The organism is Bradyrhizobium tropiciagri (assembly GCF_018130505.1).
In the GTDB taxonomy this organism is placed as follows: Bacteria; Pseudomonadota; Alphaproteobacteria; order Rhizobiales; family Xanthobacteraceae; genus Bradyrhizobium; species Bradyrhizobium tropiciagri_B.
Genome location: NZ_JAFCKH010000017.1, coordinates 70,146 through 86,102, shown reverse-complemented (window position 1 = coordinate 86,102; position 15,957 = coordinate 70,146). Strand labels below are relative to the sequence as shown.

The window sequence follows — 15,957 nt, the reverse complement described above, 5'->3', positions numbered from 1 at the left end:
TCCCTCTATCTAACATATCAAGAGGTCACCCCGTCAACCACCAGGTCTGGATCGTCGCCGCCAGATTGTTCAGCCCATGCAGCAGAATGGTCAGCCAGGTCGAGCCGGTGAGATAGCGCAGGTAGCCGAACAGCAGTCCGATCGACAGCACCTCGCAGAGGAAGAACCAGTCGTATTGCAGGTGCATCAGTGTCCAGACCAGCGCCGACAGCACGATCGCGCCATAGGGCCCGAGAAACGATTCCGACCAGCCGCGATACAGCCAGCCGCGCGCGAACAGCTCCTCCCAGAGCGGCGCGGCGCCGGCGAATGCGAGCACCAGCAGCCACAACGCGCCGTCGGCCTGCGCCGATTTCAGCACGTCGCCCATGAACCCCGGCGTCACCTCGCGGCCGACCGTGCGCGACACCGCGTCCCAGACGCCGACCAGGACGCCGAGCGCAATGACGCCGATGATCACGTTCTTCCACGACGTGCCTCGCAGCCCGAGATAGTCGGCGAACGGGATCCGGGTCGGGCGGATGGCGATCCACAGCACCAGCAGCACCATCGGCAGTCCGGCGATCACCGAGAGCGAAATCGTCAAGCCGTTGGCGACGACCTGGGTGATGCCCGTCACCGACAGCGGCCCGCCCTGCAGCAGGACGGTGTAGATCACGACGGCGAGCTGGCCGAGGAACATCGCGGTGAAGATCACGAGGCCCCACAGCGCGGTGCCCCAGAACTTCCAGACCCGTGGCGGGCGCGGCGCCGGCTCGATCGCGGCAGGCGGCAGGTCGGAATTGAATGCGTCCATCAGCAGGCCTTCATGGCAACGCCCGCTGCAACAGCGCGCGCTGGTCGTCATCGGACAGGTCCACCGCACCGTACATGGCGGCGCGGCCGGCGGCGAGCCGTGTCGCGGCAAATAGTTCGGCGCCCTTGGGCGCGACCCGGTTCAGCGCCGCCGTCGCCGCGAGCAGCGCCAGCTGCTCGACCGCAAGCCGCGCGATGCGCTCGCTGTCGGGACGGCGGAAGGCCTTTCCGATCGATGCGGCCGTCTCCGCGGCACCCGGCAGGCCTTTGGTATCGTCGGCGAGCGCGCGCAGCACCGCCAGCGCGGCGTCCGCCTCGCGGCCGAGCGCACGCAGCACGTCGAGGCACATCACGTTGCCGGAGCCCTCCCAGATCGCGTTGACCGGCGCCTCACGGTAGTGGCGCGCCAGAATGCCTTCCTCGACATAGCCGTTGCCGCCGAGGCACTCCATCGCCTCGTAGAGGAAAGGCGGCGCGCTCTTGCAGGTCCAGTATTTGATCGCCGGCGTCAGCAGCCGCACATAGGCGGCCTCGCCGGCATCGGCCGGTGCACGGTCGAACGCCCGGCACAGCCGCATCACGAGCGCAACCGTCGCCTCGACATGCAGTGCCATGTCGGCGAGCACTCCCCGCATCAGCGGCTGGTCGGCGAGATGCTTCTGAAACACGCTGCGATGCCGCGCGTGGTGCAGCGCATGCGCCAGGCCCGAGCGCATCAGCCCGGCGGAGGCGATCGCGCAATCCTGCCGCGTGAGCTGCACCATCTGGATGATGGTGCGGATGCCCTTGCCCTCCTCGCCGATCAGCTCGGCATGGGCGCCGTGGAATTCGACCTCGGACGAGGCGTTGGAACGGTTGCCGAGCTTGTCCTTCAGCCGCTGGAAATGGATCGCGTTGACCGAGCCATCAGGCGCGAAGCGCGGCATGAAGAAGCAGCTCAGGCCGCCATCGGTCTGCGCCAGCACCAGGAACGCATCGCACATCGGCGCCGACATGAACCATTTGTGCCCGGTGATGCGCCAGGCATCGCCGTCGCGTTCGGCGCGGGTCATGTTGGCGCGCACGTCGGTGCCGCCCTGCTTCTCCGTCATGCCCATGCCGAGCGTCATGCCGCGCTTGGTCCACCACGGCGCGAAGGCCGGATCGTAGGCGCGCGTGCCGATCACCGGCATCGTCCTGGCGAGGATATCCGGCTGCGAAGCGAGCGCCGCGACCGAGGCCCGCGTCATCGTGATCGGGCAGAGATGCCCGGTTTCGACCTGCGCGGCGATGTAGAATTTGGCCGCCCGCACCACCTCGGCCGCGCCGCCAGCCGGCCTGCCGTCGGCGCTCCAGGTCGAATTGTGCACACCTGCATGCGCCGAGTGCGCCATCAGCTCGTGATAGGCCGGATGAAATTCGACCTCGTCGCGGCGATTGCCTCTGGCGTCGAACAGCCGCAGTTTTGGCGTGTTCTCATTGGCGATGCGGCCGCGCTCGGCCATCGCGGCGGAACCCCAATGCCGGCCGAAGTCGGACAGCTCGGCGGCAGCCCCTGCCCCGCCATTGGCAGCGACGGCCGCGACCAGCGGCGCATCCGCGCTGAAGAGGTCGACATCCTCGAACGGCGGCGACTGATTGAGGACCTCGTGGGTCGCAAATCGAGTCTGCGTCATGGTCTCCTCAGGCAACGCAAGCTGCGCGCATGGTACAAGATCGGCCAGGTTTCCGCTGCGGGGTCATGCCGCAGTCACCGCGCAGCGGAATCGGCAGATCATAGGCCGCTCCGCGGGTGCCGGGCAGGAAAAAATGCGCGTGCCGGCCGGGCGCCCACGGGCCCTCTTGATCTACGTCAACGTCACCGGTCCGAAGGCCGGACCACCTTTTGGATCGGCCATCGAGCCAACAGGACATGGCGCCGAGGCTGGCTCAACGCGGGCTTGGGAGTGACCGCCGTGAAGCACTGGTTGCCCGGACTGGACACGCTCCGTCGCTATGAAGCGGCCTGGCTTCCGCATGACATCTTCGCCGGCTTCGTGCTGGCGACCATGCTGGTCCCGGTCGGCATTGCCTACTCAACCGCATCGGGCCTGCCTGGCATCTACGGTTTGTACGCGACGATCGTGCCGCTGCTGGCCTACGCATTGTTCGGCCCAAGCCGCATTCTCGTGCTCGGCCCGGACTCGGCGCTGGCAGGCATCCTGCTTGGGGTCATCACGCCGCTGGCGCACGGCGATCCGGTGCGGGCGGTGACGCTCGCGGGCATGATGGCGATCGTCTCGGGATTGGTTTGCATCCTCGCAGGCGTCGCGCGGCTCGGCTTTGTCACCGAGCTTCTGTCCAAGCCGATACGCTACGGCTACATGAACGGAATTGCGCTGACCGTGTTGATCAGCCAATTGCCCAAGCTGTTCGGCTTTTCGATCGACAGCGAGGGACCGCTGCGAAGCGCGATCGCGATCGTCAGCGCGATCCTTGCGGGCCAAATAAACTGGGTCGCGTTCGGGATCGGGCTTGCCACGTTGATCGTGATCCTGCTGCTCAAGAACCACAAGCGGGTGCCGGGCATTCTGATCGCCGTCGTCGGGGCGACGATCATCGTCGGCATGCTCGATCTCGGGACGCGCTATGGCGTCAAGGTGCTTGGTCCGCTTCCGCAGGGTCTGCCGGGTTTCGTCGTCCCGTGGATCACTACCGCCGACATCGTCCCGGTGCTGCTCGGCGGCTGCGCCATCGCGATGGTGTCGTTTGCCGATACCAGCGTGCTGTCGCGCTCCTACGCCGCGCGACTGGGGGCTCGCGTCGATCCCAATCAGGAGATGGTCGGGCTTGGCGCCGCCAATCTGGCCACCGGATTCTTCCAGGGTTTCCCGATCAGCAGCAGCAGTTCGCGCACGCCCGTCGCGGAAGCCGCCGGCGCCCACACCCAGCTCACCAGCGTCGTCGGCGCGCTTGCCATCGCCCTGCTCCTGCTGATCGCGCCGAACCTGCTGCAGCATCTGCCCAACGCCGCGCTGGCCGCCGTCGTCATCGCCGCGGCGATCGGCCTGTTTGAAGTCAACGATCTCAGACGGATCTATCGGATTCAGCGCTGGGAATTCTGGCTGTCGATCGTCTGCCTCGTCGGCGTCGCGGTGCTCGGCGTGATCCCGGGCATTGGTCTTGCGATCGCGCTCGCGATCGCCGAGTTCCTGTGGGACGGCTGGCGTCCGCACTCCGCTATCCTGGGGCGCGCCCACGGCGTCAAGGGCTATCACGACATCACGCGATATCCGGACGCGCGCCGGATCCCCGGGCTGGTGCTGTTTCGCTGGGATGCGCCGCTGTTCTTCGCCAACGCTGAATTCTTCAGGGAGCGTGTCCTGGATGCGGTCGCGACATCGCCGACACCGGTGCGCTGGCTGGTCGTGGCCGCGGAGCCCGTGACGAGCGTCGACGTCACCGCCTGCGACGTGGTTGCCGAACTGGACCAGACGCTGCACGCGCAGGGCATCGAGCTTTGCTTCGCCGAGCTCAAGGATCCCGTGAAGGACAAGCTGAAACGGTTCGGCCTGTTCGCGCAGCTCGGCGAGCTTTACTTCTTCCCGACCATCGGGGTTGCCGTCGCCCGCTATCTCGACGTCAACAACGTGACGTGGGAAGACTGGGAAGACAAGGACGTGCCGGACACCGGGACAGAAGCGGACCGAGCCGGCGCATCCGGTGCAAAATCGATGTAACTGTCAGAACCTCCTCAGCAGGCCGCGCTCCGCGCTGATCTCGCCATAGGCGGCGCAGGCCTGTTTCGGATCATTGATCAAGTCCGCCTGGACTCGCCTGGCCGTCTTGCTGGCCGCCTCGTACACCTCGGGGCGAAATTTTGCCGGATCGTAGTCGTTGCCATCATGGGCCTTGATGGCGGTGTCGACCGCATCGATCATAGCCATCGCCGCGTCGGTGCTGCCGAGCAGCCTGGCGCCGAGCTGAACACCGCCGGCACCGTTGACCTCATAGCCGGTGCATAATTGGCCGAGAACCGCGGCCGCAGTGACGAGCTCGTCGAGGAACGTCGCCTCGGCATCGCTGAGCATGTCGGCGCGCGCCGTTACAGGCGCGATCAAGGCGAGCAGCGCGATGGCTGGATAGACGGCAGAACGCATGTTTCAAACCTCCACCCTGTCAGCCGACGCGCCGATCAGATCATGCGCGTCTTGTCCACCTTGCTTTTCGACGCCAGCACCAGGAGCACCTCGCCCGGGCGTAGCGGCTTGCCGTTGGGGAACGCCGACATGTGCAGGCTGGACGTGTGGGCGGCGCCATCAACCGGCGAGACATAGACGAGGCTCAACTCGATCTTGTGCTTCACGTCGTAGCCCTGCCATTTCGGGTGCTCGCGCTTCAACAGCTCGGCGAGCTCGCAACGCACCAGGCCGGAGGTCGACGTCGTCTTGGTTGCGATCCCACGCTCGACCTTTTCCAGATAGCACTGCTCGTTGATGGCGGCGATGCGTGCCTCGACACGCTGATAGTTCGCCCTCTTGTCGTATTGGTCGTAGGCCGCAACGCCGGCAAGGCCGACGGCAACAATTGCAAAGGCTGCCAAACGCATCACGCATTCTCCCGCAATGCGGGTACATCGCGCTTCGGCAATTAAGGAGTGTTGAATGCGCGCCCGGCTGCTTGTTCCATGGCAACCGCACCATTGCCAGGATACGTCGCATTTAACGCAAACTAACGCAGCCGCGTGATGGGAAAATCGTAGGCCGGCCCGCCTGCTCCCGGCAACGAGAAGTGCCACCATTCCTTGGCGTAGTTCACGAAGCCCTGCCGGGCCATCGTCGCGACCAGCCTGCTGCGCCAGCGCCGCTGCGCCGGCGTGATCATACCAGCGGATGTATGGGCCTTAATGTCGGAGCAGTCATAACCGGTGCCCATGTCGACGCTGCCCTCCGGCGCGCGCGCCGCGGCCGGCGCTGTGCAGTCGGAGTAATCGTTCGCGGGATCGAACTTGCCGGAATTGTCGGCCGCAAGGTCGACCAGCGTCAGATCGACCGCAGCGCCGGTCGAGTGGCCGGAATGCGTGGCGATGTAGCCGAGGCGAAACAGATCCGCCTTGGCGAAGGCCGGGTTGTAGCGCCGCTCCGCCGCGGTTTCCCGGCCGTTCTTCGACCACGCCACCATGTCGGCGACCGCGCGCGCCGGCCGGTAGCAATCGAACATCTTCAGCGACAGGTTTTGCCGCGCCAGCTCCTGCTGCACGGCCTTCAGCTTCAGCCCCACCTCCCGCTTCACCACGCATTCGCCGGCGCCGTAGCCCGCGATCGGCCGGCCCATGAAGTTGTTCGAGCTGGCGTAGCGGATGTCCTGGATGATGGACGGCTCGATTTCGCGCAGGAACACGAAGCCGCGGGGCATCGTTTGCGCCCGGACCGGAGAATTCCATGCCGCGATCATGACGGCGCTCATCAACAGTTTTACGGGCGTGAGGCGCATCGTCATGGCGGTCCAGGTCTCATGCAGGGTGAAATCAAGCAAGACGCGGATGTCCGGGACAAGCCCGGGCATGACGGGCGGCAGACCCGTGTTCACTTACGCGGGGGATAACTCCGCCACCCCCTCTTCGCGCTTGCCCCCCAGGCCATCCGCGCCTATAGCTCTCGCTTTAATGACCCCATCATTGAAATCGACTTTCGTCCTCGGCCACCGGCATTTGCTGGGCATCGAGGGCCTTTCCGCCGACGACATCACCGGCCTGCTCGACCTCTCCGAGGAGTATGTCGAGCTCAACCGGCAGGTCGACAAGAAGCGCGCCTCCCTGCGCGGCCGCACCCAGGTCAATCTGTTCTTCGAGGCCTCGACCCGGACCCAGTCCTCGTTCGAGATCGCCGGAAAACGCCTCGGCGCCGACGTCATGAACATGTCGGTGTCATCGATGTCGACCCGCAAGGGCGAGACGCTGATGGACACCGCGGTGACCTTGAACGCGATGCACCCGGACATCCTGGTGGTGCGCCACCACGCCTCCGGCGCGGTCGAGCTATTGGCGCGCAAGGTTGACGGTTCCGTGATCAATGCCGGGGACGGCAGCCACGAGCATCCGACCCAGGCGCTGCTCGACGCGCTGACCATCCGCCGCAACAAGGGCCGGATCGAGGGCCTCGTGATCGCGATCTGCGGCGACGTGCTGCATTCGCGCGTCGCGCGTTCCAACATCCTGCTGCTGAACACGATGGGCGCCCGCGTCCGTGTCGTCGGCCCCTCCACGCTGCTGCCGCCCGGCATCGAGCGGATGGGCGTCGAGGTCGCGCGCGACATGCGCGAGGGGCTGAACGGCGCCGACATCGTGATGATGCTCCGGCTGCAGCGCGAGCGCATGAACGGCTCCTTCGTGCCGTCGTCGGGCGAATATTTCCACTATTTCGGCCTCGACCAGAAGAAGCTCGCCTATGCCAAGCCCGATGCGCTGGTGATGCATCCCGGCCCGATGAACCGCGGCGTCGAGATCGACACCTTCGTCGCCGACGGCGCACAGTCGCTGATCCGTGAACAAGTCGAAATGGGAGTGGCGGTGCGCATGGCGGTGCTGGAAGCACTGGCCCGCAACCTGCCGAACGCGTGAGACCGATGCTGACCGACCGCCGCCCCATCCTGCTCGCCAACGCCCGCGTCATCGATCCGTCGCGCGACTTCGACGGCCCCGGTGACGTCTTGATCGCCGACGGCGTGATCCGTGACGCCAGGCGCGGCATCGGCGCCGCCGGCGTCCCCGAAGGCACCGACATCGTCAATTGCGCCGGCAAGATCGTGGCCCCCGGCCTGATCGACATGCGCGCCTTCGTCGGCGAGCCCGGCGCCAGCCACCGCGAGACCTTTGCTTCCGCCAGCCAGGCCGCGGCCGTCGGCGGCATCACCACCATCATCTGCCAGCCCGACACCTCCCCGGTCATCGACAATTCCGCGACCGTCGACTTCGTGCTGCGCCGCGCCCGCGACACCGCGATCGTCAACATCCACCCGATGGCGGCGCTGACCAAGGGCCTGCAGGGCCAGGAGATGACCGAGATCGGCCTGCTCAAGGCTGCCGGCGCCGTCGCCTTCACCGACGGCGACAGGAGCGTCACCAATGCGCAGGTGATGCGGCGCGCCCTCACCTACGCGCGCGATTTCGACGCGCTGATCGTGCATCACACCGAGGATCCGAACCTCGTCGGCGAAGGCGTGATGAACGAGGGCGAGTTCGGCACAAGGCTCGGGCTGATGGGAATTCCGACCGCCGCCGAGTCGATCATGCTCGAGCGCGACATGCGGCTCGCGGCGCTGACCGGCGGCCGCTACCACGCCGCGTCGCTGAGCTCGATGGAGTCGCTGGAGATCCTCAAGCGCGCCCGCGACGGCGGTCTCGACGTCTCGGCCTCGGTCTCGATCAACCACGTGACGCTGAACGAGAACGACATCGGCCCCTACCGCACCTTCCTGAAGCTGGCTCCGCCGCTGCGCACCGAGGACGACCGCAAGGCGCTGGTCGCGGCGCTGGCCTCAGGGCTGATCGACGTCGTGATGAGCGACCACAATCCGCAGGACGTCGAGGTCAAGCGGCTGCCGTTCGCGGAAGCGGCCAGCGGCGCGGTCGGCCTGCAGACGATGCTGCCGGCGGCGCTGCGGCTGATCCACAATGGCGAGATGGAGTTCAAAACCCTGATCCGGGCGATGTCGACCCGGCCGGCGGAACTGCTCGGCCTACCCGGCGGCACGCTGCGCGCGGGGGCGCCGGCGGACGTGATCGTGATCGATGCCGACACACCCTGGGTGCTGGACCGCGACGATCTCAAATCGCTCTGCAAGAACACGCCGTTCGACGATGCCCGCTTCTCGGGCCGCGTGGTCCGGACGATCGTCGGTGGTCGAACCGTGTACGAACACGTGTGAGGGGCTCGCGGAACTCAGCGCACCACGAGCTGCGTAATCGCTTCCATCGCCGTGCCGACGGCGACGATCACGAAATAAAGGCCGAACACGACCTGCTCCAGACGCTTGCGCACGGAAGCCATGGTAAGCTCCTCTTTCCGAAGCCGATGATGCCGATTTATGGTTAATTTTCTGTTGCCCGCACTGCCCGCCGCTGATGGCACCGACCACCGAGGGAGCCTCCGCGATGTCCGCTGAAGCGTTGCTGCTGCCCGCCTTCCTGATCGGCTACCTGTTCGGCTCGATCCCGTTCGGCATGATCCTGACCCGGCTCGCCGGCACGCAGGATCTGCGCTCGATCGGCTCGGGCAATATCGGCGCCACCAACGTGCTGCGCACCGGCCGCAAGGGCCTCGCTGCCGGGACGCTGCTCGGCGACATGCTCAAGGGCACCATCGCCGTCATCATCGCGGGCTCCTTCGGCGGCCCGAACGCGGCGATGGTGGCCGCGCTCGGCGCGTTCCTCGGCCACCTCTTCCCGGTCTGGCTGAAGTTTCGCGGCGGCAAGGGCGTCGCGACCTATATCGGCGTGCTGCTCGGCCTGTTCTGGCCGGCGGCGCTGATCTTTGCGGTGATCTGGCTCGGCACCGCCTACACCACCCGCTATTCGTCACTGTCGGCCCTGATCGCCGCCTTCCTGACGCCGCTGTTCCTGTGGTGGTTCGGGCACAACGCACTGGCCTCGCTGTTCGTCGTGCTGACGCTGCTGCTGTTCTACATGCACCGCGAGAACATCAAGCGCCTGCAGGCCGGCACCGAAGGCAAGATCGGCGAGAAGAAGTAATGCCCCGGAATGACGGTCGCCTACTTCGCGATCGCCGCCTCGACAAAACTCCCCGTAGCCAGCGCCCGCGCATCCGCGCCGAACGGCGCGACGACAGTCACGCCAACCGGCAGTCCGCCCTCCGCGACCAGCGTCGGCACGTTGACGCAAGGAACGCCCATCAGCGTCCACAGCCGGTTGTAGCGGGGATCGCCGGTCGACGATAAGCCCTGCGGCGCCGCGCCCGGTGCCGACAGCGTGATGAGCACATCGACCTCATCGAACACCGCTGCCAGCGCCTGCCGCGCGCGGGCGGCGACGTCGAGCGCGGCGTCGTAGTCGGCCGGCGTACCGTCCTTGCTCTCGTCGAGCCTGCCGCGCAGCAGCGGCGGCATCGCGTCGTAATTCTGCCCGTACTCCCACGCGAACGACTGATGCGCCTCGAAGTCCTGGATCACGGGATGGATGCGCCAGGCCTCTGCGATGACGTCCGGCATCGCGAGCTCGCGCACCGTCGCACCGGCTTGTCCCGCCGCACGCGCCGCCTTCTGCAGCGCCTCGGCACCGGAGGCTTCCGGCGCGCCGGCGAAGGCCTGCGTCACCACGCCGATCCGCGGCGCCGCCACGCCTGTCGGCACCGCAAGGTCCGGACGGTTCGTCATCGCCGCGAGCCCCAGCGCGACATCGCGCACGCCGGCTCCGAACAGCCCGACCGTGTCGAGCGTCCATGAAAAACACTTCACGCCGATGGTCGGCAGCAGCCGGTAGCTCGGCTTGATCGCAGCGACGCCGCAGAACGAGGCCGGCCGGATCACCGAGCCGCCGGTCTGCGTGCCCAGCGCCAGCGGGATCATCCCACCGCCGACCGCCGCCGCCGAGCCGGACGACGATCCGCCCGGCGTGTGCGCGCCGTTGTGCGGATTGAGCGTCGCGGTCGGATCATTCGCAGCGAACGCGGTCGTCGTGGTCTTGCCGATGATGGTCGCGCCGGCCCGCTTGAGCGCCATCACGACTGGCGCATCGCCGCGCGGACGATGGCCGCGGTAGATCTGCGAGCCCATCTCGGTCGGAAAGTCGGCGGTGTCGATGATGTCCTTGATGCCGACCGCGATCCCGCGCAGCGGCCCGGTGGTCTGCGCGCGCGCATTCTCGTCGCGGCAGACGAAGGCGCCGACGGCGCTCTCGCGCGCGCGGATCGCCTCCAGCGACTGCGCGACGGCGGTATCGGGTGAAAGCTCGCCACGTTCGATGCGCGCTTTGAGGTCGGCAAGTGAGATCATGGCCTGCATTTCCTTTGCTGTCGGCTACCTTTTAGCGCGGCGCGTGCGGCCAAGCCAATGTCACGGTTGATCACAATCTCCGGTTGGGCGAAGCTGCCCCTCGCAATGCATGACCGAACCACCAGCGCAGCCACGCTTAGCGACGCCGAACGGCTCAATCGCCTGCGGCTGATCCGCTCCGACAATGTCGGCCCCCGCGGTATTATGGCGCAAACGCCACAAGGCCTGTCTGCGACGGAAAAATCCCGCCCGGACCGAGCCGGACGGGATTTAGTTTTGCTAGCCCATCAACCCCATGTCGCAACAGGGAAGACGGCAGCGCCACCGTAACATCATCGGCGCTTTTTGTCGGTGTTCTTTTTAGCCTTTATGACTTCGGCCTGACTGCGGAAGGCTTTCGCCAACGCCAGCATGCTTTCGGATGCCTCAGCATCAGTGCTCGCCCGCGCTGCGCGCTCGGCCTTATCGGCCTGCTTGCGCAAGGACTTCGTTTCCTTTGTCATCGCTTTACCTAATGGGGCACGTATTCATAGACGACAAAAGCGCCAAGCCCGATCATGGCAACCAAGACGACTATTGCGAGAATTGACTGTGGGTGCATTGCACGCCTCCCAAGTGATCTCTCATTGTCTGATTAGAGCGATACCAACACCTTCTCGATGTAGACGTTAATGGTTTCGGCGAAGTCGTACCGATCTCCTATCACCGCGTCGCGTTGTATTAGAACGTCGTCCTGAATCAAACGAAGGCCGCTTCTACGGGCAGGCTCTGGTGTTGCTTCAAGATATTCCTTTATCGCCCGCTCAGCCAGCGGTATGCCGTTCACGTCACCCTTGGCAATCAGCCTGCGCAGGATCGTAAGGCAAGTATTGAGGTGAGGCATGCGGTCAGATTTCCTCTAACACCACTTGCTCAAGCTCTAGCGCCGCAACGCATGCAAGAAAGAAGATAGCCGTGAACGATCCCCGCTTGAGCTTCATGGTGATCCCGGCCTCGGTCTCGTCTTTGAGGCCGTGCTTCTTCAGCCGCTTGACCAGATCGGCATAGGTCACGTCGGCTTTCTTCATTTCCGCCTTGAGGAAGGCGCTGGCGCGCTGGCCCCATTCCTCTTCCGCCTTGGGTAGGACCATGGCGTTCTCCTATCGATTCCGTGAGCTAACAAATACGATAGACCGGCCTTGACTTCCGGTCAAACGGTTCATATTCGTTAGCTATCACATTCGATAGGATGCGGCAATGCGCGGCAGACCGACGAAAGACCCTCACACCCGCCCGGCGATCAACACCCTTGAACGGCTCCACATGGAGCTGGGCGGCCAGATACTCGCCAACCGGCAACAGCACGACGCCTTGAGCGAGCAGATGCGGCACGTCGAGGCCGTCATCAAGATGCTGGACCCCAGCTACAATCTGGGTCGGATCGCGGTGAAGCGGCGGAAGCCCAACCCGTGGTTCAAGCGCGGCACCCTCTACCGGCGGGCGCTGGACGTGCTCAGGACGGCCACGGAGCCGATGACCACGACGGAGCTAGCCAAGGCCGTTTTGGCCGCCCATGGCGTCGAGGGCGCCTCCGGCGACGACGTGCAGGGCATCGCTCTTGCGGTGCAGCACAGCCTCAAAAACCACGAAGGTAAGAGCGTAGAGCGGGTTGGCGAAGCCAGCCCGGCAAGGTGGCGGATCGTTGATCTGGGTCAATAAAACGGCCTCTCAGCCCGCTCATACTTCACGCAAACGCTACGAATCGCGGGTGGAAACCCGGCCAGCCCCGCATATATCCGGGGCGAAAGTGACGCAGGCGCGGTGAACCTTTGGGCTGGCCAAACGGACAAAAGGCCATGAAAATGGCCTCGTTAACGGTTTTAAAGCATTTTCCGCGTCCTAATTGAATTGGATTTCCTTGCACCTTTTGCGGGAACTTGTCATGTTCCCCAGCGTTTCCAGCGCTGAAGGTGTTTTCACATGGTGAGTCTCATGACTGAAGTAGAAGTGATGAGGCTACTCTCGGCTTTCTCTTTGGGAGCCGTGATTATCCCCACCGCCATTTTAGCATTTCGGATTTGGCAAAACTCTACGCCCAAGTCGATTGTGTTTATCGACTCGGACGGGGTGGTTGTGAAAGAGATTACTGCCGATAGCGTTCAGAAGCTGGACACCGATGAGTTGGTGAGCCTGCACGACCGCATTCGGCGAAATCATGACATCACAATCAGCACCCGAGCAGCAGCCTAATCAGCCCCCCATACTCAGAACCAATGGCCGGCCCGGCACCCTCTCAAAGGTTGCCGGTGCTGGCGTTGGTTCTGGCTGGATCGTCATTGCCCAGAAACTGGGACTGGGAGAGCCTTGGACGCTGGTGGTGGAGTCCGCGGCGCCATGGGTAGCTGTTGGGATCGGGGTAGTAGGTCCGCTGATCACGGGCTACATCATGAACAAGGTAAGACTGCGCGGCCTGAAGTCTATTATCGCCGATGCTGAGGCGCAGGTCGCAAGCGCTCCGGTTGGATCGCAGAGCCGGGCGACGGCCGAAGCCAACCTTGAGCAACTGCGCCAAATGATAAATGAAAACCTGATCGATACGGCGTCAATCTTCCATACAAGGGGACACGCGCGCTAAGCGATGTGTCGTTGCCAATACCCGGTGAAGTCCACGGACTTGCCGCGCTTCAAGGCCAGAGCGGCAATGCGGTTCACCTGATCGCCATTCGAGACCCTGCGGTTGTCCTCACGCCATGAGGACTCCTGCGCATACCGCAGCAGGTACGCACCAGCGATATGGTGGTGAATGCCGATCTCGGCACGGCGCAGGCGGCTGAAGTACTCCTCAGCCTGATTGGTGCAGGCACCATCGAGGCTGTACGCCTCCTGATGGTTGATGCGCTTCATCTCGAAACGCTCATGGAGGCCATCCCAAGAGGCGGCTTCGTCAGCGTTGACGACGGTCCCCTTGGCGATGCGGGCCTTGATGAAAGCGGCGGCTTGGCTTTCGGAGCCGAACACGGCCGGGACCGAGTTGCCGCCGCGCTCGCGCACGATCACGACAACCTTGCGCTTGCCGTTCTGGTTACGGGCGAACCGGCGGTCAATACGATCCTCTTTGAGGTTGGCGGGCTTCACGTAGCCGCCGAAATAGCCGCCATCGACTTCCGCAGTCTTGCCTTCGCCGCCGACGACGCGGTCCTTCATTTCCTCAGCCATCGCCTCGCGCAGCTTGTGCAGGAGGACGAATGCGGACTTGTAGGACAGACCCAGGTCGCGGCTGAGCGCCAGCGCGGACTTGCCCTTCACTTCGTTGCAGAACACGGCAATGGCCGCCAGATAGCCGCGCAGGGGCAGCTTGTGGCTGGCGAACAGCGTCCCGGAAGTGATGGTGAAGTCCTTTTTGCAGCCCTTGCAGCGGAAGCGCAGGGAGCCGTTAGGACGGCGGGCCTCGTAAGCCTCTACGGAGCCGCAGGAAGGGCATACGGGAGCGCCAGCGGTAGAAGCCCAACGGATGGCCTTGAAGGCCGTCTCGGCTTCCGCGTCAGTCATGCGGAACACCTGAGCTAGGCTCAGGCTCTTTGCCGCTTTGCTGAGGAGGAAGTGTTGGGACACAGTCGTTACCTAACGAATACGATAGGTAACGAATATGATAGGCTTGTCTTCGGGTCAACAAATCTATCGTTTGTGTTAGCTCACGAATACGTTAGTTTGCGGTGCACTATAAGCTATTAGGTGTATTGCAGTCCCAGAACCCCAACAGGTAGTATTCGGCTTTCTGACCGCAGGGGGCGCGGTGAGTAGCTTAAAGAAGTTTCAGCCGCTTATTTTTATCTGCTTGATGCTGGTGGCGTTCGACATCGCCTATTCACTACTTTCGACATGCCAACAGACATACCCAGCAGCCAGCAAGGATTACCATCAAGGTCACTGCACCACGTTTGGCGGCGTCATCCCATGGGTAGTCGGGGTCTCCTTGCATCCCCTGACTCACTTCTTGGAAACCTACGAGCACGCGCTGGTCTCTGGATTCACGGTGGTGCTTGCGGTTTTCACAGCTCGCCTCTGGTATTCGACAGAGAAGTTGTGGAAAGCAACTAGAGATACTGCCACCAATCAAGAGCGGGATACTCGCATCCTTCAGCGGGCCTACATCAGCGTTGAACCTGCTGGGATAGTTGCATCTGGCTCCGCCTTTTTGTGCCACCCCAACATCATAATTCGCAACGTTGGCAATCTGCCAGCGAAGAAGGTCAGGTGGACCATCACTCATACTTTTGATGAGAGTGACCGCTTCAATGACTTCCCGGTCGATGAAGGTGCCGCAGAAGGCGAGGTAACTCTGTCTCCCGGTACCGCAATGACGCAGGGCGCTCCAAGGATCAAATTCGACCAGAAGGAGTTCGGGAAGTATTACAAGGTGTTTATCTACATTTGGGGGATCATCATTTACGACGATGGTTTCGGCGAGATAAGACGTTCTCGCTTTTGCCATCGGTATAACGGACGCAACATTGAGGTTCTCTTCGCTCAAATGGGTCCCGTCAAAGCGGTGAGCGGACACGAAATTTTGGTCGAGAACGCCCGACTGCACCGCTACGGCAACGATTCCGATTGATGCGGCCCAAGCCGCGCGCCGCCACACGGCGCTTCTCCTAGCTCACGGTACCCTCCCTTGGGCAGGAGGCCATAGCCTCTCCACGACTTCCCGGCTTGTCATGAAGTCTGGATTCCAATCCATTGTCCGCGCGTGTCGGACTTGGCCAATTTTTGTTGGCTCGGTCACGCAAACGAAAACGTCTTGGGCCAAATAGTTCATGACGTAAGAGGATACGATCTCGTGGGTTCTCCAGAACGCCAACGGAACTGCCTCGAATGGCGCTCCGGGGCGGCGCCCCTTAGTGCCCCAGACAGGCAACTTCCCATCAAGGGCCAGTTGTCTGATTTGGCTGGTTATCTTGAAGAATTTGATTTCTGCGTCGGGGTCGCCGCTGCAATCAACCCTATCATCCCAGCAGCCAAGGTGAATGCGCCAGATGGCGTCTATCAACCTGACGTTTCGCGGCTCGTGGCTCAGAGGGGAAACGGCGTGACTTTCGTTCGCCCTTTCACCACGCCAAGCTATGAGGGCGGCAACGAGTATGAGCGCGGCGGCCAGCGCAATTCCTCCCCAAAACGTGAGGGGAACGAAATATCCGCTTAGGTGAAGATAGTCAGGCG

The 15,957-nt window shown here is 63.7% G+C and carries 20 protein-coding genes; 10 read left to right on the top strand and 10 right to left on the bottom strand.

Translation table 11 applies throughout. From position 1 onward, the window contains the following. Positions 1–25 precede the first annotated feature (25 nt). Both JQ633_RS33255 and JQ633_RS33250 read right to left on the bottom strand, forming a co-directional pair. Complete coding sequence (locus JQ633_RS33255) at positions 26–796, bottom strand: CPBP family intramembrane glutamic endopeptidase (protein WP_211990048.1); 771 nt, start codon at positions 794–796, stop codon at positions 26–28. A 10-nt stretch (positions 797–806) separates the two neighbouring features. Continuing rightward, on the bottom strand, positions 807–2,450 hold the full coding sequence (locus JQ633_RS33250; RefSeq protein WP_211990047.1) for an acyl-CoA dehydrogenase family protein: 1,644 nt from the start codon (positions 2,448–2,450) through the stop codon (positions 807–809). A gap of 279 nt (positions 2,451–2,729) precedes the next feature. Between JQ633_RS33250 and JQ633_RS33245 the strand changes: the two genes are divergently transcribed. After that, complete coding sequence (locus JQ633_RS33245) at positions 2,730–4,493, top strand: SulP family inorganic anion transporter (protein ID WP_211990078.1); 1,764 nt, start codon at positions 2,730–2,732, stop codon at positions 4,491–4,493. A 3-nt stretch (positions 4,494–4,496) separates the two neighbouring features. On the opposite strand, the gene JQ633_RS33240 is transcribed toward JQ633_RS33245, so the two are convergent. The 3 genes from JQ633_RS33240 to JQ633_RS33230 form a co-directional block, all read right to left on the bottom strand. Then, a complete protein-coding gene (locus tag JQ633_RS33240) occupies positions 4,497–4,913 on the bottom strand; it encodes a hypothetical protein (protein WP_211990046.1) in 417 nt (138 codons plus the stop codon). A 35-nt stretch (positions 4,914–4,948) separates the two neighbouring features. After that, on the bottom strand, positions 4,949–5,362 hold the full coding sequence (locus JQ633_RS33235; protein WP_211990045.1) for a hypothetical protein: 414 nt from the start codon (positions 5,360–5,362) through the stop codon (positions 4,949–4,951). A 122-nt stretch (positions 5,363–5,484) separates the two neighbouring features. Then, complete coding sequence (locus JQ633_RS33230; RefSeq protein ID WP_211990077.1) at positions 5,485–6,207, bottom strand: M15 family metallopeptidase; 723 nt, start codon at positions 6,205–6,207, stop codon at positions 5,485–5,487. Positions 6,208–6,418: 211 nt separating this feature from the next. Here JQ633_RS33230 and JQ633_RS33225 point away from each other — a divergent pair, with 211 nt between their 5' ends. The 3 genes from JQ633_RS33225 to plsY all read left to right on the top strand — a co-directional run bounded on the left by JQ633_RS33225 (position 6,419) and on the right by plsY (position 9,502). Beyond that, on the top strand, positions 6,419–7,372 hold the full coding sequence (locus tag JQ633_RS33225; RefSeq protein WP_139484223.1) for an aspartate carbamoyltransferase catalytic subunit: 954 nt from the start codon (positions 6,419–6,421) through the stop codon (positions 7,370–7,372). A gap of 5 nt (positions 7,373–7,377) precedes the next feature. Next, positions 7,378–8,679, top strand: coding sequence for a dihydroorotase (locus JQ633_RS33220; protein ID WP_211990044.1), 1,302 nt, complete (start codon positions 7,378–7,380; stop codon positions 8,677–8,679). Between the two features lie 226 nt (positions 8,680–8,905). Next, positions 8,906–9,502, top strand: coding sequence for a glycerol-3-phosphate 1-O-acyltransferase PlsY (plsY, locus tag JQ633_RS33215; protein WP_211990043.1), 597 nt, complete (start codon positions 8,906–8,908; stop codon positions 9,500–9,502). A 20-nt stretch (positions 9,503–9,522) separates the two neighbouring features. Here the strand turns inward: plsY and JQ633_RS33210 are convergent, their stop codons facing one another. Next, positions 9,523–10,761 carry an amidase gene (locus JQ633_RS33210; RefSeq protein WP_211990042.1) on the bottom strand — a complete coding sequence of 413 codons (1,239 nt, stop codon included), beginning with the start codon at positions 10,759–10,761 and terminating at the stop codon, positions 9,523–9,525. A 57-nt stretch (positions 10,762–10,818) separates the two neighbouring features. Here JQ633_RS33210 and JQ633_RS35555 point away from each other — a divergent pair, with 57 nt between their 5' ends. Beyond that, positions 10,819–11,091, top strand: coding sequence for a hypothetical protein (locus tag JQ633_RS35555; RefSeq protein ID WP_349631659.1), 273 nt, complete (start codon positions 10,819–10,821; stop codon positions 11,089–11,091). Between the two features lie 2 nt (positions 11,092–11,093). Here JQ633_RS35555 and JQ633_RS33205 read toward each other — a convergent pair whose 3' ends face one another. The 3 genes from JQ633_RS33205 to JQ633_RS33195 form a co-directional block, all read right to left on the bottom strand. Then, complete coding sequence (locus tag JQ633_RS33205; protein ID WP_211990041.1) at positions 11,094–11,264, bottom strand: hypothetical protein; 171 nt, start codon at positions 11,262–11,264, stop codon at positions 11,094–11,096. Between the two features lie 131 nt (positions 11,265–11,395). After that, a complete protein-coding gene (locus tag JQ633_RS33200; protein ID WP_211990040.1) occupies positions 11,396–11,644 on the bottom strand; it encodes a hypothetical protein in 249 nt (82 codons plus the stop codon). Between the two features lie 4 nt (positions 11,645–11,648). Further along, positions 11,649–11,891, bottom strand: coding sequence for a DUF6471 domain-containing protein (locus JQ633_RS33195; protein WP_211990039.1), 243 nt, complete (start codon positions 11,889–11,891; stop codon positions 11,649–11,651). A gap of 106 nt (positions 11,892–11,997) precedes the next feature. On the opposite strand from JQ633_RS33195, the gene JQ633_RS33190 reads away from it, so the two are divergent. The 3 genes from JQ633_RS33190 (at position 11,998) to JQ633_RS33180 (ending at position 13,375) form a co-directional block, all read left to right on the top strand. Then, positions 11,998–12,459 (top strand): hypothetical protein, encoded by a 462-nt coding sequence (locus tag JQ633_RS33190; RefSeq protein ID WP_211990038.1) that lies wholly within the window; start codon positions 11,998–12,000, stop codon positions 12,457–12,459. 273 nt (positions 12,460–12,732) lie between these two features. Continuing rightward, complete coding sequence (locus JQ633_RS33185; RefSeq protein ID WP_211990037.1) at positions 12,733–12,990, top strand: hypothetical protein; 258 nt, start codon at positions 12,733–12,735, stop codon at positions 12,988–12,990. Further along, positions 12,956–13,375, top strand: a complete 420-nt coding sequence (locus JQ633_RS33180) for a hypothetical protein (protein ID WP_211990036.1) — start codon at positions 12,956–12,958, stop codon at positions 13,373–13,375. The genes JQ633_RS33185 and JQ633_RS33180 overlap by 35 nt, the downstream gene beginning before the upstream one ends. Here the strand turns inward: JQ633_RS33180 and JQ633_RS33175 are convergent. After that, positions 13,372–14,352, bottom strand: coding sequence for an IS1595 family transposase (locus JQ633_RS33175; RefSeq protein WP_211990035.1), 981 nt, complete (start codon positions 14,350–14,352; stop codon positions 13,372–13,374). The two genes, JQ633_RS33180 and JQ633_RS33175, sit on opposite strands and share 4 nt — an antisense overlap. A 181-nt stretch (positions 14,353–14,533) precedes the next feature. Between JQ633_RS33175 and JQ633_RS33170 the strand changes: the two genes are divergently transcribed. Further along, positions 14,534–15,355 carry a hypothetical protein gene (locus tag JQ633_RS33170; RefSeq protein WP_211990034.1) on the top strand — a complete coding sequence of 274 codons (822 nt, stop codon included), beginning with the start codon at positions 14,534–14,536 and terminating at the stop codon, positions 15,353–15,355. A 222-nt stretch (positions 15,356–15,577) separates the two neighbouring features. After that, positions 15,578–15,940, top strand: coding sequence for a hypothetical protein (locus JQ633_RS33165; protein WP_211990033.1), 363 nt, complete (start codon positions 15,578–15,580; stop codon positions 15,938–15,940). Positions 15,941–15,957: the final 17 nt, after the last annotated feature.